16 protein-coding genes are annotated in these 25,021 nt (G+C 41.4%); 11 read left to right on the top strand and 5 right to left on the bottom strand.

The annotated features are described in order from the left end of the window. Positions 1 to 87 precede the first annotated feature (87 nt). A complete protein-coding gene (locus H6G41_RS17065; RefSeq protein ID WP_190747378.1) occupies positions 88 to 1,938 on the top strand; it encodes an adenylate/guanylate cyclase domain-containing protein in 1,851 nt (616 codons plus the stop codon). 3 nt (positions 1,939 to 1,941) lie between these two features. On the opposite strand, the gene miaA is transcribed toward H6G41_RS17065, so the two are convergent. Further along, the gene (gene miaA, locus H6G41_RS17070) at positions 1,942 to 2,838 is read right to left on the bottom strand and encodes a tRNA (adenosine(37)-N6)-dimethylallyltransferase MiaA (protein WP_190747379.1); all 897 of its coding nucleotides are present in this window, start codon (positions 2,836 to 2,838) and stop codon (positions 1,942 to 1,944) included. 226 nt (positions 2,839 to 3,064) lie between these two features. Here miaA and gyrB point away from each other — a divergent pair, with 226 nt between their 5' ends. Together gyrB and rpoD are read left to right on the top strand one after the other, a co-directional pair. Then, a complete protein-coding gene (gene gyrB / locus H6G41_RS17075; protein ID WP_190747380.1) occupies positions 3,065 to 5,002 on the top strand; it encodes a DNA topoisomerase (ATP-hydrolyzing) subunit B in 1,938 nt (645 codons plus the stop codon). Positions 5,003 to 6,776: 1,774 nt separating this feature from the next. After that, positions 6,777 to 7,955 (top strand): RNA polymerase sigma factor RpoD, encoded by a 1,179-nt coding sequence (gene rpoD / locus H6G41_RS17080; protein WP_190747381.1) that lies wholly within the window; start codon positions 6,777 to 6,779, stop codon positions 7,953 to 7,955. Positions 7,956 to 8,465: 510 nt separating this feature from the next. Here the strand turns inward: rpoD and H6G41_RS17085 are convergent. After that, positions 8,466 to 8,648 carry a chlorophyll a/b-binding protein gene (locus tag H6G41_RS17085; RefSeq protein ID WP_190747382.1) on the bottom strand — a complete coding sequence of 61 codons (183 nt, stop codon included), beginning with the start codon at positions 8,646 to 8,648 and terminating at the stop codon, positions 8,466 to 8,468. Positions 8,649 to 9,193: 545 nt separating this feature from the next. After that, complete coding sequence (gene gyrA, locus H6G41_RS17090; RefSeq protein WP_190747383.1) at positions 9,194 to 11,695, bottom strand: DNA gyrase subunit A; 2,502 nt, start codon at positions 11,693 to 11,695, stop codon at positions 9,194 to 9,196. A gap of 227 nt (positions 11,696 to 11,922) precedes the next feature. Here gyrA and H6G41_RS17095 point away from each other — a divergent pair, with 227 nt between their 5' ends. Continuing rightward, positions 11,923 to 12,321, top strand: a complete 399-nt coding sequence (locus H6G41_RS17095) for a response regulator (RefSeq protein ID WP_190747384.1) — start codon at positions 11,923 to 11,925, stop codon at positions 12,319 to 12,321. Positions 12,322 to 12,468: 147 nt separating this feature from the next. On the opposite strand, the gene H6G41_RS17100 is transcribed toward H6G41_RS17095, so the two are convergent. Next, entirely contained in the window at positions 12,469 to 13,353 is an 885-nt protein-coding gene (locus H6G41_RS17100) for a tetratricopeptide repeat protein (RefSeq protein WP_190747385.1), read from the bottom strand. A gap of 819 nt (positions 13,354 to 14,172) precedes the next feature. On the opposite strand from H6G41_RS17100, the gene H6G41_RS17105 reads away from it, so the two are divergent. The 7 genes from H6G41_RS17105 to H6G41_RS17135 all read left to right on the top strand — a co-directional run bounded on the left by H6G41_RS17105 (position 14,173) and on the right by H6G41_RS17135 (position 23,704). Next, complete coding sequence (locus H6G41_RS17105; RefSeq protein ID WP_190747386.1) at positions 14,173 to 15,750, top strand: efflux RND transporter periplasmic adaptor subunit; 1,578 nt, start codon at positions 14,173 to 14,175, stop codon at positions 15,748 to 15,750. A 73-nt stretch (positions 15,751 to 15,823) separates the two neighbouring features. Beyond that, positions 15,824 to 17,104 carry an ABC transporter permease gene (locus H6G41_RS17110; protein WP_190747387.1) on the top strand — a complete coding sequence of 427 codons (1,281 nt, stop codon included), beginning with the start codon at positions 15,824 to 15,826 and terminating at the stop codon, positions 17,102 to 17,104. 108 nt (positions 17,105 to 17,212) lie between these two features. Then, positions 17,213 to 17,884: an ABC transporter ATP-binding protein gene (locus tag H6G41_RS17115; protein ID WP_277878141.1), complete on the top strand. Its 672-nt coding sequence runs from the start codon at positions 17,213 to 17,215 to the stop codon at positions 17,882 to 17,884. A 151-nt stretch (positions 17,885 to 18,035) separates the two neighbouring features. Then, positions 18,036 to 19,460 (top strand): TolC family protein, encoded by a 1,425-nt coding sequence (locus tag H6G41_RS17120; RefSeq protein ID WP_190747388.1) that lies wholly within the window; start codon positions 18,036 to 18,038, stop codon positions 19,458 to 19,460. Between the two features lie 595 nt (positions 19,461 to 20,055). Continuing rightward, complete coding sequence (locus H6G41_RS17125) at positions 20,056 to 21,516, top strand: efflux RND transporter periplasmic adaptor subunit (protein WP_190747389.1); 1,461 nt, start codon at positions 20,056 to 20,058, stop codon at positions 21,514 to 21,516. Between the two features lie 69 nt (positions 21,517 to 21,585). Then, positions 21,586 to 22,803, top strand: a complete 1,218-nt coding sequence (locus H6G41_RS17130) for an ABC transporter permease (RefSeq protein WP_190747390.1) — start codon at positions 21,586 to 21,588, stop codon at positions 22,801 to 22,803. Positions 22,804 to 23,272: 469 nt separating this feature from the next. Then, positions 23,273 to 23,704 carry a DUF2262 domain-containing protein gene (locus H6G41_RS17135; RefSeq protein ID WP_190747391.1) on the top strand — a complete coding sequence of 144 codons (432 nt, stop codon included), beginning with the start codon at positions 23,273 to 23,275 and terminating at the stop codon, positions 23,702 to 23,704. Between the two features lie 151 nt (positions 23,705 to 23,855). Here H6G41_RS17135 and aqpZ read toward each other — a convergent pair whose 3' ends face one another. Then, complete coding sequence (gene aqpZ / locus H6G41_RS17140) at positions 23,856 to 24,614, bottom strand: aquaporin Z (protein ID WP_190747437.1); 759 nt, start codon at positions 24,612 to 24,614, stop codon at positions 23,856 to 23,858. Positions 24,615 to 25,021 lie beyond the last annotated feature (407 nt).

Below are 25,021 nucleotides of genomic sequence, written 5' to 3' on the forward strand. Positions count from 1 at the left end.
AAATTTGGCAAACACATTAATTGTTTGCATTCAAAGCATATATCATCATTGATTTAATTTACTATTTAAGACAAATGAGGTCAGCGGATGGAGCGGTGGATTTCTCGCTTGTCGAAGTTTTTATTAAATTTGCTGTTTAAACAAACAGTATTGATTCTCCTTTTGTTGTTTGCCATTGGCGTGGGTGTAGCTTTAGCGAATATGTCTAATCTTTCCAATAAACTGATGGAATCCCAAGCAATGACAAATGCTGAATTACAAGCCCAATCAATTATGGATGCTTGGAAACTTTATAGTAATTCAGCCGCCGATCGCGCCAAAAAAGTCAAAGGGATTACCATTACTCACGACTATCCGATCGTAGAAGGTGCAATTCCTCCACCCGCAACCTATGCTATAGAACTAGGAAAAAATATCAGTGTCAAACAACAGGGAATGTCAGTCCGTCTATACAGTGATTACCCTTTTACTTGGCGAAAAGTTGATGGTGGTATCAAAGATGATTTTGAAAAAAAAGCACTCAGCTACTTGAGAGCACATCCTGAAGAGAAAAATTTTGCTCTCATGGAAAGAAATAACGGTCGTATCTTATGGCGCTATGGCGAACCAGTGCGTATGGAGGCGACTTGTGTTGCTTGTCATAACACCGATCCCAATAGCCCCAAGAAAGATTGGCAAGTGGGAGATGTACGCGGAGTTTTATCGATTACTCAATCTTTAGATAGTTTTACGGAACAAACAAATAAGAGTTTGCAAACCACATTTGCGATGTTGGGAGGGTTATCTGTATTAGGGCTGACTGGCTTAACTTTAGTTATTAGTAGACTGCGTCAAACTGCTAAAGAGTTAGAAGTGCGTGTAACAGAACGTACTGCCGATTTAGCACAAGCCAACCAAGACTTAGAACAAAGAAATTCACTGATTCGTCAGGTGTTTGGACGTTACCTCAGCGATGAAATTGTCAAAAACCTCCTAGACAGTCCCGAAGGCTTGAAACTGGGTGGTGAAAGGCGGAAAATCACGATTCTGACCTCTGATTTAAGAGGATTCACAGCCATAGCAGAGCGATCGCAACCTGAAGAAGTCATTACCATCCTCAACATCTATCTAGAATACATGGCCGATGTCATTACCCAGTACAACGGAACTATTAACGAATTCATGGGTGATGGCATTTTAGTTTTATTTGGTGCGCCGATGCCAAAAGAAAATGATGCAGCACAAGCTGTAGCTTGCGCCTGTGGGATGCAATTAGCAATGGATGCTGTGAATCAAAAATTGAAAAACCTAGGTTTTCCCCAATTAGACATGGGAATTGGAATTAATACCGGACTAGTAATTTTAGGAAATATTGGTTCAGAAAAACGCACTAAATATGGCATTGTCGGTAGTGAAGTTAACCTAACTTACCGCATTGAATCTTATACAACAGGCGGTGAAATCCTGATTTCTGAAGAGACATTAAAAGCCGCTGGATCGATTGTCAAAGTTAATGGACACAGACAAGTAAAACCTAAAGGTGTCAAACAGCCAGTTACTATCTATGAAGTGTATGGTATTAGTGGAGATTACAACTTATTTTTATCTAGAGAGGAAGAAGAGTTTTTCCCAATTTCGGGAATTATTCCCATACAATACACATTTTTAGAAGAAAAGCACATTAGTTCAAATATATTCCTTGGAAATATAGTCGAACTATCAGCTAAGGGTGCTAAAGTTCGCATTGAAAACTCAGAAATCAGTTCTTTACCACCTGCACAGACAAATATCAAGCTCAATTTCTCAGTGCCAAATATATCCCCAGAACTGAGAGAAGATATTTATGCTAAGGTCTTAGATAAAGAAGCCGAAAATGGCAGTTTTTATATCCATTTCACCGCCAAACCTCCGGCTGTTAAAGCTAGATTAGATGCTATATACGAATCGATAAAAGGTTAGTTTTCATTTTTCAATAAACTGCTTGACACGCTGCAAGACTTTCATAAATAAATCGGCATCGTCAGCATTAAACCACTCAATTTGCGGATATGCTTTAAACCAAGTGCGTTGTCGCTTAGCAAATTGTCGCGTATGTAAAACTATTAATTCTTGCGCTGATGCTAAAGAAATTTCCCCAGCCAAATACTGCTTAATTTCTTGATATCCTAAAGTATTTAATAACGGTAAATCAACACCATATTTCTCACAAAGTCCATCGACTTCAGCAACTAATCCATCGGCGAGCATTTGTGCGGTACGCTTGTGAATGCGTAGCTGTATAGCCTCCGGATCGCAGTCTAAACCAATTTGCAAAATTGGGTAATCTGGTGGATTCTCCCCTTGTTGGGCGGAAATAGGTATTCCCGTAACATAATACACTTCTAAAGCTCTTAAAGTCCTAACTGTGTCATGAGAATGAATTTTTTGTGTAGCAATAGGATCAACTTGCTGCAACATAGCGTAAAGTTGATTTTGATCAATTTGTGAGAGTTGCGATCGCAATTCTAATTGCGGTGCTACCCTGGGAATTTTCATTCCTTGGACAATAGAACGTATGTATAAACCTGTACCCCCAACTAGCAATAAAGGAGAACTTGAAATAGAAGCGATTAAATCTTGCGCTTTTTCTTGATAATCTGCTACCGTCATCGTGTCTGTGGGAGCGCAGATATCTATTAAATAGTGCGGCACTAATTTTTGTTCTGCCAAAGTCGGCTTGGCTGTGCCAATATTAAACTCGCAGTAAACTTGGCGAGAATCTGCACTGAGGATCGCAGTATCCAGTTCCCTGGCTAAAGTCAAAGCCAAACCAGATTTACCTGTCGCCGTTGCTCCACAAATCACAACTAATTTAGTCATTTGTCAATAGTCAATGGTCAATAGTCAACAGTCAATTATTATTCATCCTTCTTGTCCCTAACCCCTAGCCCCTAGTCCCTAGCCCCTAACAAGGGTGCAGTCCCTGTATAAACCTCCCACAAAATTGCCCTACAGACGCTAGCAAGGCTTTTGTGTTAAAATTTTGGAGTGATTTGACTTTTTTGCCATTTAAGCGATTTTAACCCCACGCATCAGGAGAATTTTCATGACGAGCAGTTACAGTGCCGATCAGATTCAAGTTCTGGAAGGTCTGGAAGCCGTCCGCAAACGACCAGGTATGTACATCGGTTCCACTGGTCCGAAGGGACTCCATCATTTAGTTTACGAGGTGGTGGATAATTCTGTTGATGAAGCTTTAGCCGGTTACTGTACCCATGTGGAGGTGGATCTCAACGCCGATGGTTCTGTGACTGTAACAGATGATGGCCGGGGTATTCCCACAGATATTCACCCCAAAACCGGAAAATCAGCTTTGGAAACGGTTTTGACCATATTGCACGCCGGAGGCAAGTTTGGAGGCGGCGGCTACAAAGTTTCTGGAGGATTACACGGAGTAGGGATTTCTGTTGTTAACGCCTTATCTGAATTTGTAGAAGTGACAGTTTGGCGAGATAAAAAGGTTCATCTCCAGCGGTATGAAAGGGGTATCCCAGTTACCGATCTGGAAGCCAAGCCTTACAAGGAAGCCAGAACCGGAACTTCGGTCACATTTCAACCTGATTCGCAAATTTTTACCACTGGTACTGAGTTTGATTATATTACTTTATCAGGTCGCCTGCGGGAATTGGCTTATCTGAATGCAGGGGTCAAAATTACATTTACTGATAATCGATTAGAACTCCTCAAAAGCGATACACCCAAAGTAGAAACATACGAGTATAAAGGCGGGATCAAAGAGTATATTGCCTACATGAACCGCGAGAAGCAGCCCCTACATGAAGAAATTATTTATGTGCAGGGAGAACGCAGTCATGTCCAAGTTGAAGTGGCGTTGCAGTGGTGTACTGATGCTTATACAGATAATGTCCTCGGATTTGCCAATAATATTCGTACAGTTGATGGTGGTACACACTTAGAGGGTTTGAAGGCGGTTCTGACTCGGACATTAAATGCGATCGCCCGCAAACGTAACAAAATTAAAGAAAATGAACCTAACCTCAGTGGTGAACACGTCCGCGAAGGCTTGACAGCAATTATTTCTGTAAAAGTCCCCGATCCGGAGTTTGAAGGGCAAACAAAAACTAAACTGGGTAACACGGAAGTCCGGGGAATTGTTGATTCTTTAGTTGGTGAAGTGCTGACGGAATACCTAGAATTTCACCCAGGTGTTGCTGATTCAGTTTTAGATAAAGCCATCCAAGCATTTAAAGCAGCGGAAGCAGCGCGTCATGCACGGGAATTAGTACGCCGCAAGTCCGTACTGGAATCATCACCATTACCTGGAAAGTTGGCTGATTGTAGTACTCGCGATCCCAGCGAATCGGAAATCTATATTGTCGAAGGCGATTCAGCGGGCGGAAGTGCCAAACAAGGACGCGATCGCCGTACCCAAGCTATCCTGCCTCTGCGCGGTAAAATCCTCAATATTGAGAAAACTGACGATTCCAAAATTTATAAAAACAATGAAATCCAAGCTTTAATTACAGCACTAGGTTTGGGTGTCAAAGGCGAGGAATTCGACGCTTCCCAACTGCGCTATCACCGGATAGTCATTATGACCGACGCTGACGTAGATGGCGCGCACATCCGGACTCTGCTGTTAACATTTTTCTATCGGTATCAACGGGCGTTAATTGAACAGGGTTTCATTTATATTGCTTGTCCGCCACTTTATAAATTAGAACGGGGACGCAATCATGAGTATTGCTATAGCGATCGCGAATTACAACAAAAAATAGCTGCCTTTCCTAGCAATGCTAATTACACTATCCAGCGTTTCAAAGGTTTGGGGGAAATGATGCCAGAACAACTCTGGACAACGACGATGAACCCGGAAACTCGCAAAATGAAGCAAGTAGAAATTGAAGATGCTGCCGAAGCCGATCGCATTTTCACAATTTTAATGGGCGATCGCGTCGCACCCCGACGAGAATTTATCGAAACCTACGGATCTAAACTGAATTTAACCGATTTAGATATCTAGATTCTGCTAATAGTTAACTTTTTTGTAGGTTTTTTACATTAAATTACAGGGCGCGGTTAACGCGCCTTATTTATTGGCTTTAACCACTTAATATATATTCACACTATGCGCCATTGATTAAGAATTGATACTCTTGGGGCTGGGCAGTGCGATTTTAGACATTGCCTGTAATATTTGGTTAATTGCATTAGTTTTGTGAGCGGAAAAATTCTCTGCATCTGCGTACCTGCAAATCTTTGTGTTAGCTTCATCAAGCTCTCATAATTACCCTATGTAATCTTTTACAGTAGGTTTTCATCTGAGTAAATTCTCTGGTTTTCCTTGTCAGCTAAGCTTAGTCGCAACTCGATTTCCGTCAAGTAGTTGGTAGATTCATATTAGTCAACGTTAAAGCCGTCACTACATACCCAAGAAAATTGCTGAAGCAAGTTAGATAATCAGGATTGATTGATACAATAGATAAACATTAATTACAAAGATCGTAAAATTCATTGAAATCCTTGAATACATATAAATTTTTTTTTGTCAAGTTATGGTTTGCAGTGGCAGTAATTGAGTATAGGCAAGCTTGCTAGCTTCATCTCTATTTGATGAAAACTCAAAAGTAATACTTAACGGATACAGGTATATTTGCCCCATGAGTCAGAAAAGTATTTGTTATGCTGAAAGAGCAAAGCTAAAGTTTATATACTCTGACGCATTTGCTATGCAACTTCAAGACTAATCATTCAACATCAGTCCAATCGGTCACTGGAAACTGGGTATTAAAATTTACAAAATTTTTACCTAAATTAAATTTTCAACTAAGTATCCAACCCACCATCTCAATTTTTAGTTCTTCAAAGAGCAAATAATTGAGCGTCAATGATGTCAAATCTTTAATGAATTGATTAAAATATCGTTGGATACAATAGGAAAAGTTTGTCAAGGTTCATAGGGCTGAAATCGCAGTAGTGCGCTAACGTGTGAATAAGGCCAAATAGTTGAATCCAAATCGATCTTCTATCAGGCGGATTTAACCCTTACCTCAACTCCTCAGTTTGGGTAACTAGTACACACAATATCGAGTCCTTGAAGGCAAACATTATCATATTAGCTGTATCTACCTAGCGGGATATTTCACTTTAGCTTCACGAACTGAGTACTTTATGAAGGAAATGTAAAAATACCTGCGCTATTGCTTCTAACTTGAGTTAATATAAAATGCGCTGTTTCTCAGTAATTAATGTTGTGCATTCTACTTAGAAACTTGCATCAACAGGTGTAGTTACTTTTTAAAGTAATGACAATGCCACTGCAATTCCAAAAAAGTTTCAGAAAAGATTTAAGGGTATGACTACCATTTTGAAGTTCTTTTTGATAATAGTGGCTTTACCTGTGTTCGGGGCTAAAAGATTAACACACAAAAAGAGTGCAATTTCTGTGAAACAGGCTACAATCGGAACAGTCTTTACGGAAAAAATCTATCCTCAGTTATGTTTATTTAACTGTAGTGGTAAATTTTTTTATCAAGACATGTCTTTTTTGAGACAAGTTCGTTAAAGGTAATATGCGAGAACAATACGCATACCCTTTACTAAGGTGAGTAAGTCAGCAACAACAGCGATTTTCACACTTAGTAAAAAACTCCTCCAAAGGAGAAAGAAAATTTCCGAAAATATCTCAGCTAACCCAGCCAAAAAAATATTTTCGGTAGTAAACTAGCTCAATTAATAAGAGCAGTAAACACAACATCTTGAGTAATTGATTCTGCAAGGAGCATGAGGAACGCGGCATGAACCAGGCTAACAACGTACTCGAAAGCATTTATCAGCCTGACCTAGAAATGATAAATCAGCCTGATCTCGAGTTAGATCCATTGTTAATCGACGACGAAGTCGATGAGGACTTATTGCTCAGCGATGAAGGCGAAATTGATGAGTTTTTAGAGCCTCAGTCTGATGAGGACGACGCAAAGTCTGGAAAAGCCGCTAAGTCGCGTCGTCGGACACAAAGCAAGAAAAAGCACTATACCGAAGATTCGATTCGGCTTTACTTGCAAGAAATCGGCCGAATTCGTTTGTTGCGGGCAGACGAAGAAATTGAATTGGCGCGAAAAATCGCTGAATTGTTGGAATTAGAGCGGATCAGAGAAAAGCTTTCCGAACAGTTGGATCGCGATCCTAAAGATAGCGAATGGGCAGAAGCTGTGCAATTGCCATTGTCAGCGTTTCGCTACAAGCTGCATATTGGTCGCCGGGCAAAAGATAAGATGGTGCAATCCAACCTGCGCCTTGTAGTTTCAATTGCCAAGAAATATATGAATCGGGGCTTATCCTTCCAAGATTTAATTCAAGAAGGAAGTCTTGGGTTGATTCGGGCCGCAGAAAAGTTTGACCATGAAAAAGGTTATAAGTTTTCTACCTACGCTACATGGTGGATTCGCCAAGCCATAACCAGAGCGATAGCAGATCAATCTCGTACCATTCGTCTTCCTGTTCACCTTTACGAAACCATCTCTCGAATTAAGAAAACCACCAAGCTGCTTTCTCAAGAAATGGGACGTAAACCCACAGAAGAGGAAATTGCTACTCGCATGGAAATGACAATTGAGAAATTACGCTTTATTGCTAAATCGGCTCAATTGCCAATTTCTTTAGAAACACCAATTGGGAAAGAAGAAGATTCTCGCTTAGGTGATTTTATTGAATCCGATGGTGAGACACCAGAAGATCAAGTTTCCAAAAATTTGTTGCGCGAAGATTTGGAAAAAGTCCTCGACAGTCTTAGCCCTCGTGAAAGAGATGTTTTGAGATTGCGCTACGGTTTAGATGATGGGCGGATGAAGACTTTAGAAGAAATTGGTCAGATTTTTAACGTTACTCGCGAACGCATTCGCCAAATTGAAGCGAAAGCACTCCGCAAGTTACGCCACCCAAATCGCAATAGTGTTCTGAAGGAATATATCCGTTAATCATTAGTCGCTGGTTATTAGTCATTAATATTTGGCTAATGACTATAACCAAACACAAATTAGCAACAGTAAAAAACTTCATCGCTTGTGGGTGAGGTTTTTTATTTGGTCATTAGCTTTGTAGCTTGGGCTTAGCTTGTGTAAACCCAACAATTATAAAACTTTGATGTGTTGGTTTACCCTACGGGAAGCCCTTCGGGTTCGGCAGTTGCTTCAAGTCGGGGAACCCGCCCAACGCACTGCCTCACCGCTCCGCGTCTATGTCTGTTAACCCAACCAGCATTCGTATCATATTCGTGTGAATTGGTATAACAACTGACCAACCTGGAATAAAGAACCTGGCGATGTTTTTATCCCCAGGTTTTTCATTTGTAGTTAATTTTGTATTTTAATGCTTGAACAACAGTCTGATGGCAAAAGCTTTGAATCCAAAACTATTTACCTTTACAACTGTTAGCTATTGACTTGTCCTAAAAGTACTTCGAGAATCTCAAATCCAAAAAATTGGGATTAGAGAATACCCCAGAAATGGAGGAAGCCTTGACCAGAAAATAGCTCAATTAACGCCGCAGCTAAAAAGCCGATCATTGCTAAACGACCGTTCCAAATTTCTGCTTGGGGAGTAAAACCCCAACGCCAAGCATTGCGATCTTCTACTACAGGAGCAGTGATGGTTTTTGTGGCATTAGTCATAGTTGACACTCCAAAAGGGATTTAATAAGATTTATTGGCTTATGTAAACTAATATAACAATTATCCTCATAATTGCAAGGAGATGTTTGTACTTTTGTTGCTGAAACTTGACTTAAAAAACAGTAACTGATATCTAAAGGTGGCAATATCTATCTTTAGATATAGGAAAGCAGTTGAACTATTAAAGAAATTACTGCGCAATTATACTCATAAGAATTAATAGATCGTGCTTAATCTTAAGCTAGGGGCTGAATTGGCATTGCTTGAAGTTGAGCGATAGGAGGATTTATTGAAATTCTTTTGCAAATATTCTACCTAATATGGGGAGATTTGCTCAATTGCTAACAATCGTAAAGACAGAAAATTCTCTTGTAGAGACTTGAAATGCCAAGTCTTGACAATGTGTTTGAGCCATTTTTTTGATAATCTAAGATACTTAAATTCTCAGGAATATCAATATTTATTTACAAATTTGATTGCGGAATATTGCGATCGCTAAGCTAAGGGTGGGGAAACCCTGCCCCTACAGTGGATAATTTAATTGACTAACGGACTTCGACAACAGTGATGATTTTTTCATCGCGGTGGAGTTTGAGGATGCTTTCACCCTTGGCGTCTCTATTCAATAGGGGTACGCTTTCTACTGGTATGCGCAATACTCGTTCTTTATTTGTGACTAAGGCGATTTCCCCAGAAGCGATCGCTCCTACCATTCCGGCTAAGTTATCAGTTTTGCTGGCGAATTTGAGGTATTGAGTCCCTAAATCGCCGCGATTAGCAGATCTGAGTTGATTGACGGGAAAACGCTTAGCATATCCTTCTTCGGTAATTAGCAGTAAATCTTCTTGTTCATTCACCGTGACACAGCCTACCATTTGCTGATGTTTGAGCATTCGTAGGGCTTGCAGTCCCATCGCCGTCCGTCCCATGATGGGTAGTTGTTCGTCATTTACGGGGAATTTCAATAAACGTCCGCTGGAACTGGCGACAATCAGATGTTTGCCTGTGGTGGTGAATTGGCTTAATAATAATTCATCGTCGTCTTTGAGTTTGACTATCGTTACACCGCGTCGGGTGAGGTTAGCCAATTCTTCTAAAGCTAAACGTTTAATTCGCCCTTGTTTTGTTAATAGAATAATTTGCGTAGTGTCAGCATTTTCTGGTAGCACAAAGCGATTAATCACCCCTTCTTGAGTACCTTGGGCTGTACTACTCAACATGGTAATTAGTGGTGTTCCCTTAGGCGAACGTCCGGTAATGACGGGGATATCTCCTACCCTCACCGGGTAAACTTTACCGCCACTGGTAAGGACTAATAAATCTTTGTGGGTATCGGTTGACTGAGTTTGAATAATAAAATCATGATCGTTTAAACCGTTGTCAGCTTTGGGTTTTTTACCGTTGGGCTGAATTCGGCGCACATATCCCCGTTGGGTAAATTCTAAAATCGCTGCTTCTGCTGGTTGGGAAGATTGAGGACTATCTTCATCTTCTGCGGCTGACTGGCGAGTTTTTCCTTTTTCCTCTGGTTTTTTAATTTCTGCGGTAAAAGGTACAAGTTTGGTACGCCGCGGATCGTTGTATTTGCGCTTGAGCGATCGCAAGTCTTTTTTTAGTGCTTTGAGTAATTCTTTGCGATCGCTCAGTAATCGCCGTAATAAATCAATTTGCTCTGAGAGTTGTGCAAACTCCTGCTGTAAATTCTGCTGTTCTAAGCTGGTTAAACGGCGCAAGGGCATAGCTAATATCGCATCTGCTTGCACTTCGGTTAAATTTAACCGACTACAAAGGCTAATTTTCGCCGTGCTACCATCAGCAGCTTGGCGCAAAATTTCAATGACGGTATCAACGTGAGATAAGGCTGATAGTAAACCTTCCACTAAGTGCAGACGGCTTTCGGCTTTACCTAACTCGTAACTGTAGCGCCGGGATAGGGTTTGCTCACGAAAACTTAAAAACTCCTGCAACAGTTGGCGCAAACTTAACTGGCGGGGTTGTCCATCTACCAAGGCTAAAAGAATCGCCCCAAAGTTGGTTTGTAAAGCGGATTGATGATATAAATGCTGAAGAATTTCTTGGGGGTTGGTATCGCGTTTGAGTTCAATCACGACGCGCATTCCTTCGCGATCGCTTTCGTCGCGAATATCAGAAATTCCTAACAAACGACCTTGGTTAACTAATTCTGCAACTTTCTCAATCCAGCCTGCTTTATTTACTTGATAAGGCAATTCTGTAATGATAATTGCTGTGCGACGTTTGCTACCACGAGTTGGTGCTATCTCTTCTAAAGTGGCGACTCCCCGCAAAACAATTCCACCTTTTCCTGTGGTGTATGCTTCCTTGATTCCCGCATCACCAATTATTTCTCCGCCTGTGGGAAAATCTGGGCCGGGAATTAATTCAAATAATTTTTCATCTGTTAAATCTGGCTGATCGATTAAGGCGATTAAACCATCAACAATTTCCCCTAAATTATGGGGGGGAATATTTGTCGCCATACCCACAGCAATACCAGCACAGCCATTAAGTAATAAAAATGGTAACTGTGCTGGTAAAACTGTTGGTTCTTGCTGGGAATTATCGAAGTTACCGATAAATTCTACAGTTTCTTCCCCAATTTCTGTCAGCATTCCCTCATGACCAATGGCGGCGAGGCGCGTTTCTGTATAACGCATCGCGGCGGGTGGGTCATTGTCAACGCTACCGAAGTTACCATGTCCTGCTAGTAAAGGGTAGCGGCTAGAAAATTCCTGTACCAGCCTAACTAAGGCATCGTAAACCGCTTGATCGCCATGGGGGTGGTATTTACCTAGCACATCCCCGACTACACGGGCGCATTTACGATAGGGTCTATCTGGTGTCAAACCCAGTTCGTGCATGGCATATAAAATCCGCCGATGCACTGGCTTTAAGCCATCGCGCACATCTGGTAACGCCCGCCCTACAATCACGCTCATGGCATATTCTAGGTAAGACCGTTGCATCTCAGTGTGCAGGGCTGTGGTGATTACCTGTCCCGTTGAGAGAAGGTTTAACTGTTTTGCCATGAGCTTGTTCCCTGAAATTTAACTACACAAAAGTCGCTGTAAATTAACGCTGCAACAACCACAGCATAACGGATGAAAAGCAATTTCTCACCAAATCTTGTTAGTCATAGGATAAAAAGCAGTAGTATTATCCTTGATGACGGGGAGACACATTGAAGACTAAAAAGGAGGCAGACAACTGTTTTGTTCAGGTGTTGATCCCCCCCATTCTCATAAGTTAAATTCTCATGAAAACTGTTCTGATTGTAGAAGACGATTTAATCAATGCTCGCGTTTTTTCCAAGATTTTAACCAAGCGCGGTGGCTTAGATGTTAAACATACAGAAAATGTAGACGAAGTCATCAAAATTGCCCAATCTGGTGATGCAGACCTGATTTTGATGGATGTTTCTTTGTCTCGAAGTGTCTACCAGGGTAAATCTGTTGATGGTATCAAAATTACACAAATGTTAAAAGCTGACCCCAAAACAGCACATTTACCTGTGATTTTGGTTACCGCTCACGCTATGGAAGGCGATCGCGAAAACTTCTTGAAACAAAGCGGTGCTGATGGCTACATTTCTAAGCCTGTAGTTGACCATCAACTTTTTGTTGACCAAATTCTGGCACTTCTACCCACACAATAGAAGCAAAGAACTGGTGGTTGATACTCAGCAATGCTTGACTTGCAAATGCATCAGTATATATGTACTATAAACGGGGCTAGTTCGGCAAGTGGTAATGAGTGGTGGGTAAAAGCGGTTCCAATTACCAATTGCCAAATTACTGTTTGACTATTGCGCAGGTGGCTGGCTAGGGTTTAAGGGACTTTCCCCTTGCTGTAAAGCCGCTTGAATCCTGGGTAACTCCAGGAATTTTTTGGTATCTGATAGTAACCGATCGCCCCAAAGATTTTGCTTGAGGAAATCCAAATCGCCATAGCGCTGATCGATACGCAAAGCTTGTTCGCCCATTGCTAAACCCTGTTGGCGATCGCCTTTAGTGTATAAAGCCACTGCTAAGGCTAATAAAGGTTCGGCTGCTTGTTTGTCCAAAGATATAGCAGTTTGCCATTGCTTAATAGCACTTTGGACATCACCCTGTTCGTATTGAATTAAGCCAGTGTTGTTAATTGCTGGCCAAAATTTTGGATCGTTGGAGACAGCTTTGTTATATTGAGCGATCGCATCTGGTAAGCGACCAGTCATATAGTAAGCATTCCCCAAATCAAATAAACCTTCTGGATCGTTGGGTTTCAACTTCAAACCAGCTTGATAACTAGCAATAGCTGCTGGATATTTTTGCTGCTGAAATTGAGCCGAACCCATCGCAAACAACACATCAGCATTTTTAGGATTGAGAGATTGGGCTGTTTTAAGAGCCGCGATCGCCTCATCATATTTTTTGGTTTGCAGATGCAACCCACCCAATAGAAACCAAACTTTATCATTTTTTGGAGCCAGTTGACTAGCTAGCCTAGCTCGTGGCAAAGCTAACTCAAACTGTTGAAACTGACCCAGTTGAGCCGCCTCTTGTGCCAAACTCAACCCTTGTTTTTCCAATTTTCCTGCATCAAGTTGCAGTGTATGGGGTATCAGGGCCTGTGCTTGCGCTGCTTTTGGCATACTCCACAAACTACAGACAACTAGAAAAGAAATTAATCCAATTTTTTTAGGCACACTACCCCCTCTTACCCACAAATCAAATAATCTTTCAGCTAGCTTAAACGATCTCCACTCTAGACGAAAAGCAAATTTGTCGTTAAGAGTCAAGAGTTTATCTTAAATTATTTCAAAAAGATTGGGCATTGGGCATTGGGCATTGGGCATTGGTTAAGCATTTTCTTCCCTCCCTGTTCCCTATCCCCTACCTGTACTTCCTATCTCCTAGTCCCTAGCCCCTAGTTCCTAACCCCTATTTTCCAGTAATTTAAGTTAATTTAGACACTTGATTAAATCAATAGCGATCAGAGAAAACAGTAGGAGTTTGTAATTAAGATAAATTACAGATGGGATAAATTAAGTAATCCTGCTGAATTAAAGGTCAACTTGAGGAATAATTACCAGCAATAAAAGTAACTAATAAAGTTACATAATTCAATCAAGTTATGGATAAATGTAAGTAGTTATTAATAAAATCATCTCTCAGTGTAGCCTGATGAAAACAGTTTTGTAAGCTGATGCTGAATGCAGGTAGTTACTCTCATACGCTAGATAGTTGCAATTATTAATCGCAAAGTATAAAAATTATTGATGTGTGAAATGCTTACTAGCCACAGCCCGAATAATTTTTTTGCTGGCTGAATTATGCGTAAAGTTGCATTAATTCAATGCACTTTATTTCTGCAAAATTGGTGACTTTGGTCATGTGTCAGTTGGGAATTACTTATGACTTTGGTCATGCACCAATTTGGCAAATTTTGCAGGATAATTACTAGCATGAATTTATACAATAAAATTGTGGTCGAGTCATGTTTACCGATAAAAAAAAGAGTAGCTATGACAATTGATGCCTCAAACCCTGTAGATTCATCAGCTTTGATTCCTGAGGTAAAAAGAAGCAAAGGCAGGATTAAATGGCTGCCGTGGCTACTTACCCTGATGCTGTTGGGTGGAATTGGCTATGTAATTTATTACCAAATAGCTGTGGCTCCAACTCAGCAAGCGAGACGGCGAGTATTGACACAGCCTGTAGAAAGACAGACTTTAGCGATCGCAGTTTCCGCTAATGGTACGGTAAAACCAGAGAGGTCAATTAATCTCAGCCCGAAAAATTCCGGCATTCTCAAAAGACTTTTAGCCAAAGAAGGCGATCTCGTCAAACAAGGGCAGATAGTCGCTTACATGGATGATTCCAACCTGCGAGGACAACTCACATCTGCCCAAGGACAATTGGCACAAGCCCAGGCAAATCTGCAAAAAGCTCAAGCTGGTAATCGCCCGCAAGATATTGCTCAAGCACAAGCACAACTAGACGAAGCCCAAGCCAACCTACAAAAGGTACAAGCTGGTAATCGTCCTCAAGATATTGCCCAAGCACAAGCACGCTTACAAAGTGCCCAAGCTACTTTCACAAAAGCAGACGATGATTATCGTCGCAACTTGCAACTTTACAATTCCGGTGGGATTTCCCTTCAGACTGTCAACCAAAAACGTGCAGATCGTGACAGCGCCCAAGCGGCGGTGAATGAAGCCCAGCAGGCATTAAATTTACAAAAAGCCGGATCGCGTCCAGAAGACATTGAGCAAGCAAGAGCTACAGTTAACCAAAGAAAACAAGCTTTAGCACTTTTACAAGCTGGAACGCGCCAAGAAGATATCAGCGTCGCCCGCGCCCAGGTAACATCTGCACTTGGTTCCTTGCAGAATATCCAAGCCCAAATCAATGACACAATCATTCGTGCACCCTTCGATGGTGTAGTTACCAAGAAATATGCCGACCCTGGGGCTTTTGTCACGCCCACAACAGCAAGTAGTGACGTATCTTCTGCTACTTCTTCTTCCATTTTGGCTTTGGCTTCCACTAACGAAGTTGTCGCCAATTTAGCTGAAACTAACATTTCTAAAATCCGCCTGGGTCAGAAAGTTACAGTCACGGCAGATGCTTATCCTGGAAAAACATTTGAAGGTAGAGTTAGGCAAATTGCTGCCCAATCTGTAGTCTCACAAAACGTTACCAGTTTTGAAGTTAGAGTCACGCTTACCGATCCGCAAAGATTACTCCGTTCTGGGATGAACGTCACCACAGATTTCCAAGTCGGTCAGTTGGAAAATGCGCTCGTAGTCCCCACAGCCGCCGTAGTCCGCCGCGAAAATGCCACAGGTGTCTATGTCCCAGGAAAAGATAACCAACCTGTATTTACTCCTATTGAAACCGGCGTTACGGTCAACAAATTTACCGAAGTTAAATCTGGATTGACAGGAAAAGAAAGAGTATTGCTCAGTTTTCCCCCAGGTTCTAGACCCCAATCAACACCAAGAGGCGGAGTCTTTCCTGGCGTAGGCGGTGGTGGCGGTGGTGGACGTTCTCAAGGTGGTGGCGGTGGCGGACGTTCTCAAGGTGGTGGTTCACTCTGAATAGTCAGTTATCAATCGTTAACAACAATAGTATTTGTTCCCCCTAGCCCCTAGCCTCTAGCCCCTAACCCCTATGTTCAAGATATTCCACGGTTTTTACAAAAGAAAAAATACCCGTACAGTGCCGTTACTGGAAATCTTGTCAATGGCAGCTGAGACTTTATGGAGTAACAAATTACGCACAGGATTAACGATGCTGGGCGTAATTATTGGCATTTCTTCAGTGATTGCGATTACTTCTGTTGGTCAAGGGGTACAAAAGGGAGTTGAGCAACAAATACAAGCATTGGGTACGGATGTGCTGCAAGTTCTAGCTGGTGCAGCTAGAAGCGGGAATATCAGCCAAGGGATAGGTTCAAGCAGCACTTTAACCTGGGAAGATGCTAAAGCGATCGCTCAACAAGCGCCATCAGCCCAAATTGTTTCTGCATATCTCCAGCGGAACGCCCAAGTTGTTTATGCGGGACAAAACACATCAACAACAATCTACGGTACAGATTTGAACTACCCAGAAGCTAGAAATACTTTCCCTCAACAAGGAAGATATTTTACTGAAGATGAACTCAATAATGCTGCACAGGTTGCTGTTCTCGGCCCTACAGTCCTGAGAACTCTTTTTGGTCAAGGTGCCAACCCCATAGATGAAACTATCCGCATTCGGGGAGAGGCTTATAGAGTGATTGGTGTCATGGAACCCAAAGGTTCTCAAGGGCCTTTCGATCGCGATGACCAAATTTTCATTCCGCTGACAAGTATGTCAGCCAGACTAGTTGGTAACAATGCCTTAGCAGGTGTATCTGTAAATGGAATTTTAGTCAAAGCCGCCAATCAAGAACAGTTAGAAGCAGCGCAGTTTCAGGTTACCAATCTTTTACGCCTGCGCCACAATATCTATCCACCACAAGCTGATGATTTTCGCTTAACTAACCAAGCGGATATTGTGAGTACTTTTACTAACGTCGTCGGTTTATTTACGGTGATGGTAGTAGCGATCGCCGGAATTTCCCTTGTAGTTGGTGGCATTGGAATTGCCAATATTATGCTAGTTTCCGTAGTCGAACGCACCAGAGAAATTGGCATCCGCAAAGCTGTAGGCGCAACCAATTCAGCGATATTAAATCAATTTTTAGCCGAAGCGATCGTTATTTCCATTGTCGGTGGAACTATTGGCATGGTGGTTGGGGTTGCGATCGCTTTTGGTGCAGCCAATATTTTTAAATTTCCCTTTGTTATTTCTTTGATATCAATATTTGTCGGTTTTGGACTTTCTTTAACCGTTGGCTTAATTGCTGGTGTAATTCCCGCAAGAAATGCAGCCAAGTTAGATCCGATTACTGCTTTAAGGAGCGATTGAGGGAAGCAGGGGAGCAGGGAGCAGGGGGCAGGGAGAAATAACTAATGATAAATAACAATTGTACAGATACGATTCATCGCGTCTCTCACAAATGACTAATAAGACACTATGCCCACAATGATTTGGATGGAATCTATTACTAAAACCTACCATTTAGGAGAAATTGATGTTCCCATACTTAAGGGAATTCAACTTTCTATAGAAGAAGGTGAATATGTGGCAATTATGGGGGCATCAGGTTCTGGTAAATCCACACTTATGAATATTTTAGGCTGTTTGGATCGTCCGACGGCAGGACATTATATTTTTGAAGGCAGAAATTTAACTACTTTTAATGATGATGAATTAGCCTATATTCGCAATCAAAGAATTGGGTTTGTTTTTCAACAATTTAACCTTTTAGCAAGAGCAACGGCGCTAGATAATGTCATGCTACCAATGGTTTATGCTAATGTTCCGAAAGCAAAACGCCAGCAAAGAGCGTTAGAAGCATTAGAAAGAGTGGGATTAAAAGAACGTATTGCTAACCGTCCCAGCCAACTCTCTGGCGGACAACAACAACGGGTAGCGATCGCGCGTGCGTTGGTAAATCGTCCTGCATTAGTTTTAGCTGATGAACCCACAGGTGCATTAGACACAGAAACTTCTTCGGAAGTCATGAATTTATTAACAGAATTAAATGAACAAGGAATTACCATTATCATCGTTACCCATGAGCCAGATATTGCTGCGCAAACTCATAGAATTATCCGCGTACAAGATGGGTTAATTGTGGGCTAAGTGTAATTTTAGATTTTAGATTTTATTTAGATTTTATTTAGATTTTTAGTTAAAAAAAATTGAAATTCGCTGCCAAACTTTTAAATTTTCTGCTCTCTGTCCTCTGCTTTCTGCCTGTCTTAATAATTACGCATTTTTCTGGGGATGACCTATGAATTTCATCTTATTCCGTATGCATTCTACCTGGATTGCAGTGCTAGTTACTTTTTTAATGACTGCATTGGCTAAAAGTGCAGATGCACAAATCCTGCAATCTCCAAGTCCGACAAATAATAATTCTGCGTCGGTTCTTGATAATCTCACACCAAATCCTAATCCTTTACAATTTCCTACCAACCCAGAGGAAGTCAGAGTACGGGGAATTGTACCCATTACTTTAAATCAGGCTTTAGAACTAGCAAGACGGAACAATCGAGATTTACAAGCAGCGCAATTTCAGCTAGAACGCAGTCAAAGTGCGCTCAGGGAATCTCAGGCGGCTTTACTTCCTAATGCTGGTATTAATGGGAATTTAACTAATAGCGGTGATGGTTTTTTTGGTGGTTCATCTCCATCCACCACATCTTTTAACGGTCAAGCACAAATCAATTATGACCTTTATACTTCTGGTAATCGACAAGCTAATATTCGTTTTGCTGAGGAACAAGTACGTATAGATGAATTAAACTTTGAAAATCAATCTTTAATTGTTGATTTAAATGTTGCTACCCAGTACTACAACTTACAAGGAGCAGATGAACAAGTCAGAATTAATCGGGCTGCGGTAGAAAATGCTGAGGCTAGTTTACGAGATACTCAAGCTCGACTACAAGCGGGTGTGGGTACACAATTTGATGTACTCCAAGCACAAGTGAATTTGGCTGATGCTCAACAACAACTAACTAATTCAATTTCCCAACAAAGAATAGCTCGTCGTCAATTTGCAACTCTTCTGAGTTTGCCACAGTCGGTGGAGATTAGTGCTGCTGATCCTGTGAGCTTAGCTGGTTTGTGGCAACCAACACTGGAACAAACTATTATACAAGCTTTTCAAAACCGTCCAGAATTGCCACAATTTTTAGCCCAACGCAATCAAGCTGAACAACAGCGCAGACAAGCACTGTCGCAGTTAGGGCCACAACTGGGTTTAACTGGTAATTATAGTTTGCAAGATAGATATAACGATTCCCTTAGCGTTGCTGATGGCTATTCTGTAGGGTTACAAGCTAATTTAACTTTATTTGATGGCGGTGCGGCTAGAGCTAGAGCAGCTCAATCACGCGCTAATATTGCGATCGCAGAAACTCAATTTGCTAACCAGCGCGATCTCATCCGCTTTGATGTAGAACAATTCTATTTTCAATTACAGTCAAACTTAGATAACGTGCAGACTTCTACGTTAGCTTTAACTCAAGCTAGAGAAGCTTTGCAAATAGCTAGGCTGCGATTACAAGCAGGTGTAGGTACGCAAACAGAGGTGATTTCTGCGGAAAACGATTTAACTAGGGCTGAAGGTAATCGAGTTACGGCTATTTTAGATTACAATCGCGCTTTGGCTAATTTACAACGTTCTGTTACTTCTAGAACTAGACGTTAATACTTCACCACACAAATTATCAATATAAAATCTTTCGTAGTCAGGACTAAAGTCCTGTTTTTTTTGCACTAAATTCTTACATTTTCATCACATTATTCCTTTATTTACCATTTGCTAATCTAATCTATTCTATGCATTTGTTTCACTTATATAGGATTTCTAATTGATTTTTGAACCCACTCTACCGTTTATCGCCTTCTTTTTGCGAATTGATAAGCTAATCGTCATTTAAATTGCATCATTGTTTATGCTGCTAAAAGCTACAAACCCTCTCCCTTGCTCCCTGCTCCCCTGCGTCCTCAATGTGCATATTAAATGCTTAACAGCTTATACCCTCTCTACATACTTCAGACTTCATACTTCAGCCTGATTTTGCTCTTAACTAACATAGGTATTAACTCACCCATTCAGGTGAAGTCATGCATATAAGCGCAAAGCTAAAATAAAAGCAAATTAACTCATCAACTAACAAAAAATTTTTGATGTCTTTGATCAATATCTACTCTTTATTCTAAATTTTATTCTCTAAGAAAGTGCTGTCATAGTCTATTAACTGATAGCTATTTCAGCAAAATCATCCTTATCGGCTGGTATTATGAATACGTACATAGAAATCCCCTTGATTGGCAAAAAACTTAAGTATCCAATGCGCTGGCTGATAGGGCTAGTAACAGCAGGTGCTTTAGTTGTGGGTACTACTACCACATATAATTTGGTGAATCGGGGAACTAGCCAACAAGATATCTCGGAACTAACAGTTCCCGTAGAAACCCAAAGCGTTACCTTGCGGATTGCTGCTAGTGGGAAGGTAGTACCAGTTCAAAGTGTAAATATCAGTCCTAAAAATCCTGGTGTGTTGGGTGAATTATATGTTGAACAAGGCGATCGCGTTAAACAAGGACAAGTAATTGCGCGGATGGATGTCGGTGAAATTCAAGCGCAAATCCTTCAGTATCAAGCTAATATCGCCCAAACCCAAGCCCAACTCGATGAAGCCCGCGCCGGGAGTCGTCCCCAAGAAATCGCCCAAGCAAAAGCACGTCTAGCCCAAGCCGAAGCCCAACTAGCCGCAGCGCGTGCGGGTAATCGTGCTCAAGAAATTGGACAGGCGCAAGCGCAAGTAGAATCAGCCCAAGCCCAAGTAAAATTGACACAAGCACGAGTGGAAAGGTATCGGGAATTAACTAGGCTTGGCGCAACTTCTCAAGATCAGCTCGATCAATATATCAGTGAAAATAGCCGCGCCCAAGCTGGTTTACAAGAAGCGCAAAAACGCCTCTCTCTACTGCAAAGTGGAACTCGCAGTGAAGAAATCGACGCCAGAGAAGCCGCAGTTACCGAAGCCCGCGCCGCTGTAGTGCTGTTAGAAAATGGTAGCCGTCCTGAGGAAATTGCCCAACGCCAAGCAGCAGTCAAAGCAGCTCAAGCTCAATTAAAAGCAGTCCAGGTAAGGCTTGCAGATACAGTTATTCGCGCACCTTTGGACGGAATTGTTACTCAGAAGTACGCTAATGTTGGTTCATTTGTGACACCAACAACCTCAGCATCTACCAGCGCCTCAGCTACATCTAGTTCAATTGTCGCCGTTGCGCGGGGTTTAGAAGTATTAGCCCAAGTCCCCGAAGCTGATATCGGTAGAATTAAAGCCGGACAATTGGTAGAAATTGTTGCTGATGCTTACCCCGACCAAGTATTTAAAGGTCGCGTGCGCCTAATTGCACCGGAAGCGGTAGTTGAACAGGGTGTAACTTCCTTCCAAGTGCGGGTGGCATTAGATACTGGTTTAGATAAACTGCGTTCAGGCTTGAATGTGGATTTGACCTTTTTAGGCGATCGCGTCAACAATGCTTTAGTATTACCCACCGTCGCCATCGTCACCGAAAAAGGACAAACAGGCGTACTCGTCCCCGACGCCAACAATAAACCCCAGTTTCGCCAAGTTACCGTTGGCGCACAAATCGAAGACCAAACCCAGGTTTTAGAAGGTGTCAAAAGTGGCGATCGCATTTTTATTAACCCGCCAAAAGATTACAAAATAGATCAGGCGAAAGAGTAAAAGTTGGTTGACGGTTGACAACTAACCACTGACAACTGACAACTGACCACTGACAATTGACCATTAACAATGAACTTTTTAGAAAGCATTCAAATGGCGGGGAAAACCCTGCTGGCGAATAAGTTACGCAGTGCGCTTACCATGCTGGGTATTGTTATTGGTAACGCTTCGGTGATTGCGATGATTGGGATTGGTGAAGGCGGACAAAAGTATGTTTCTCAACAGCTGGAGTCCTTAGGGCCAAATATCTTATTTGTGCTTCCAGGTAACCAAGAAACTCAACGTATTTCTAGGGATGTACCAAAAACTCTGGTTTTGGAAGATGCAGAAGCGATCGCATCTCAAGTCCCTACAGTAGCAAATGTGACTGCCGAATTAAATAGCCGCCAAGTAGTGACTTACCGCAATCGCAACACCGATGTTAATATCATTGGCACAACTCCCAGCTTTTTAATCGTCAGGGATTTTGAAACAGCCACAGGGCGATTTTTCACTGACATTGATATGAAGCGCAGCAACCAAGTGGCTGTATTGGGTGCAGAGTTAGCCCAAAGATTATTTGGTAGTAGTAATCCTGTCGGACAGCAGTTAAGAATTAAAAATACTAGCTTTCAGGTGATTGGTGTACTCGCAGCCAAAGGTTCCAACTTAGGCGTGAATTACGACGACGCTGTATTAGTCCCAATAATTACCGCAGCTAATCGCCTCATCGGGCGGACTTCTCCCTACGGCTTGGAGCTAAGCTATATTGTCGCCTCTGCCAAAAATGCCGAGACTGTGGATGCAGCAGAATTTCAAATTACCAATTTACTGCGACAACGCCACAAAATTATCAGCGAAGATGACTTTACCATCCGTTCTCAGAAAGATGCCTTGCAAACAGTCGGACAAATTACAGGCGCATTAACAATTATGCTAGCAGCGATCGCGGGCATATCCTTGTTTGTTGGTGGCATTGGCATCATGAACATCATGCTAGTATCCGTCACCGAACGCACTCAAGAAATCGGATTGCGAAAAGCGATCGGCGCAACAGAGGAAGATATTTTGTTACAGTTCATGATTGAAGCCGTAATTGTTTCCGCCATTGGTGGTTTTGTCGGGACTGCGGTAGGTGTTGGTGGTATTTTCTTAGTCGCCGCCTTAACACCCTTAGAAGCTGGCATTTCTCCCGTAGCAATTACAATGGCTGTTGGTATTTCTGGTGGAATCGGCTTATTCTTTGGTGTTGTTCCCGCAAGACGCGCCGCCAAACTCGACCCAATTGTAGCTTTAAGAAGTGCCTAGAGCCGCTGTTGAGGAAGTCAAAAGTCAAAATACAAGTTGTTTGGTTGAGAACACAAGTTGTTTGGTTGAGAACACAAGTTGCTTGGTTGAGAATGCATGTTGTTTCATTCAGAACACAAGTTGCGTGGTTGAGAATGCATGTTGCGTGGTTGAGAATGCATGTTGCTTGGTTAAGAATGCATGTTGTTTGCTTGAGAACACAAGTTGCTTGGTTGAGAATGCATGTTGCTTCATTCAGAACACAAGTTGCTCATTGAGAATGCATCTTGCTACGTTTACCGTTTCAATTTTAATCATGATACCAATACGTTGGTAGGGACAAGGCAATGCCCTGTATCAGGGTTGTCGTGAATTGGTATGAATTTGGGCGAAAAAAGGGGGAATTAAAACCTTTTCTTATTCACCATACATCTAAAATTTCAGCATTAATTTAGAATTGCTATATCTGCAATTACTCACTTATTTAAGTATGACTCAACAAGTAATTAAAAATAAAATTTTAGGTGAATTAACTTGGCATAATGACTTAAATTGGTGGAAAGGTAAGCTGGAAATTACTCCAGGAAATGTTATTAGTTTGAGCGTTGACAGTGAGAATATAGAAACACCATCTGTTAGCGAACTTGCTTATCATTCCTTCACCAGAATTCAACAACAAGAAGTCAACCTTCGTCGCTCGGCAGCTAACCATCTTCTCGACTTGTACAATGATAGCTGGAATAATAGCGATGCAATTGACTGCCCTACTTTCATGAATTTGATCAAACTGGAAGCAGTCCATTTAAATTTTGACGGTAGCGCCACCATATATTATGAGGATGGCGATTTATTTGGCGGACATGTAATTGTTGTCTCGATTGATTGTAATGGAATTTTTGAAGATGCAGATATTGCAGGTTAATACCGCTAAATAAAAATCACAGCTTGACTGTTAACAGTCAACAGCCAAAACCGATATTTTTCACAACTGAAATAGGATGGCTATATATAGGCAATGCCCACCATTTTATGTTTTTGGTGGGCATTGTGAATCATATTGTATTTGAAAATTGCTATTTCAACTGTAACTCTGCTTCACCTACAACAGGTTCTCCTGATTCACCTAATACCCGTGCATAGAAAGTTCCAGCTAAGATTGCACCTAAAATAGGCGCAATCCAAAACATCCATACTTGGCGAAACATTTCTACCCCAGCAAACAGTGCAGGGCCAGTAGTACGTGCAGGATTTACTGATGTGTTGGTAATGGGAATACTAATTAAATGAATTAGAGTCAGTGCTAAACCAATAGCAATAGGTGCAAAGCCTTTAGGCGCACGCCCATCGGTTGAACCTAAAATTACTATTAAAAAAATGAAAGTTAATACAACTTCTGTGATGAAACAAGCAACCAGTGAATAACCGCCTGGAGAATGTACTCCAAACCCATTTGTTGCTAATGGATTAGATCCTGAAAGGGTAAAGCCTGGTTTACCACTAGCAATGAGATAAATTAAGCCTGCGGCAAAAATTGCTCCTAATACCTGGGAAATAATATATGGTAGTAATTCTGAACCTGGAAACCGTTTTCCTGCCCATAAACCAAATGATACAGCTGGGTTAAGATGACAGCCAGAAATATGACCAATCGCATAGGCCATAATCAGTACTGTCAAACCAAATGCTAAAGACACACCTAAAAAACCAATTCCCAATTCATTGGTTTTGGCATCAGGAAAGGCTGCTGCAAACACAGCACTTCCGCATCCGCCTAAAACTAGCACCAATGTTCCGAGAAATTCTGCCAGACAACGCGTAAACAGGGGTATCATTTTTTTATCCATACTTTCCTGAATATCAATTTACGCTGGCATGTATCCAAGTTTTTAATATTTTATGTTGTCTTAAAGTTTATACAATTGTTTATATTATTTATATCGATTTGTATCCTGCTGTTTATTCACTAGCTAGTTGCTCAATATTTAGCAATATACGTAGGGTAACCACTGCCAAATATATCCAGGTTTGATGGGCGATACGCACAATACAGAGCGGCAGATTTTTTGAAAAATCAAATCAGATAACTAAAGCTAATTTCTCAATGTTTAGTAATAATCTCAACTGACTGACTGAGTTTCTTAAAATGAGAAATTATCTCAGATGTCTTCCCCTGACAGAAATTGTTTTACAAAACATCATAATATTTATAATATATTTAGATTTGTCGCCCAGTTTTTGG

The sequence above is a fragment of the Tolypothrix sp. FACHB-123 genome (genome assembly GCF_014697075.1).
In the GTDB taxonomy this organism is placed as follows: Bacteria; Cyanobacteriota; Cyanobacteriia; order Cyanobacteriales; family Nostocaceae; genus Aulosira.

Bases quoted from the DNA above. Each gene is read 5' to 3' on its own strand.
- H6G41_RS17085 (WP_190747382.1), bottom strand. From the start codon at position 8,648: ATGACTAATGCCACAAAAACCATCACTGCTCCTGTAGTAGAAGATCGC.
- H6G41_RS17125 (WP_190747389.1), top strand. From the start codon at position 20,056: ATGAATACGTACATAGAAATCCCCTTGATTGGCAAAAAACTTAAGTAT.
- H6G41_RS17120 (WP_190747388.1), top strand. From the start codon at position 18,036: ATGAATTTCATCTTATTCCGTATGCATTCTACCTGGATTGCAGTGCTA.
- aqpZ (WP_190747437.1), bottom strand. From the start codon at position 24,614: ATGATACCCCTGTTTACGCGTTGTCTGGCAGAATTTCTCGGAACATTG.
- H6G41_RS17115 (WP_277878141.1), top strand. From the start codon at position 17,213: ATGCCCACAATGATTTGGATGGAATCTATTACTAAAACCTACCATTTA.
- H6G41_RS17065 (WP_190747378.1), top strand. From the start codon at position 88: ATGGAGCGGTGGATTTCTCGCTTGTCGAAGTTTTTATTAAATTTGCTG.
- miaA (WP_190747379.1), bottom strand. From the start codon at position 2,838: ATGACTAAATTAGTTGTGATTTGTGGAGCAACGGCGACAGGTAAATCT.
- H6G41_RS17110 (WP_190747387.1), top strand. From the start codon at position 15,824: ATGTTCAAGATATTCCACGGTTTTTACAAAAGAAAAAATACCCGTACA.
- H6G41_RS17105 (WP_190747386.1), top strand. From the start codon at position 14,173: ATGACAATTGATGCCTCAAACCCTGTAGATTCATCAGCTTTGATTCCT.
- H6G41_RS17135 (WP_190747391.1), top strand. From the start codon at position 23,273: ATGACTCAACAAGTAATTAAAAATAAAATTTTAGGTGAATTAACTTGG.
- H6G41_RS17095 (WP_190747384.1), top strand. From the start codon at position 11,923: ATGAAAACTGTTCTGATTGTAGAAGACGATTTAATCAATGCTCGCGTT.
- gyrA (WP_190747383.1), bottom strand. From the start codon at position 11,695: ATGGCAAAACAGTTAAACCTTCTCTCAACGGGACAGGTAATCACCACA.
- rpoD (WP_190747381.1), top strand. From the start codon at position 6,777: ATGAACCAGGCTAACAACGTACTCGAAAGCATTTATCAGCCTGACCTA.
- H6G41_RS17130 (WP_190747390.1), top strand. From the start codon at position 21,586: ATGAACTTTTTAGAAAGCATTCAAATGGCGGGGAAAACCCTGCTGGCG.
- gyrB (WP_190747380.1), top strand. From the start codon at position 3,065: ATGACGAGCAGTTACAGTGCCGATCAGATTCAAGTTCTGGAAGGTCTG.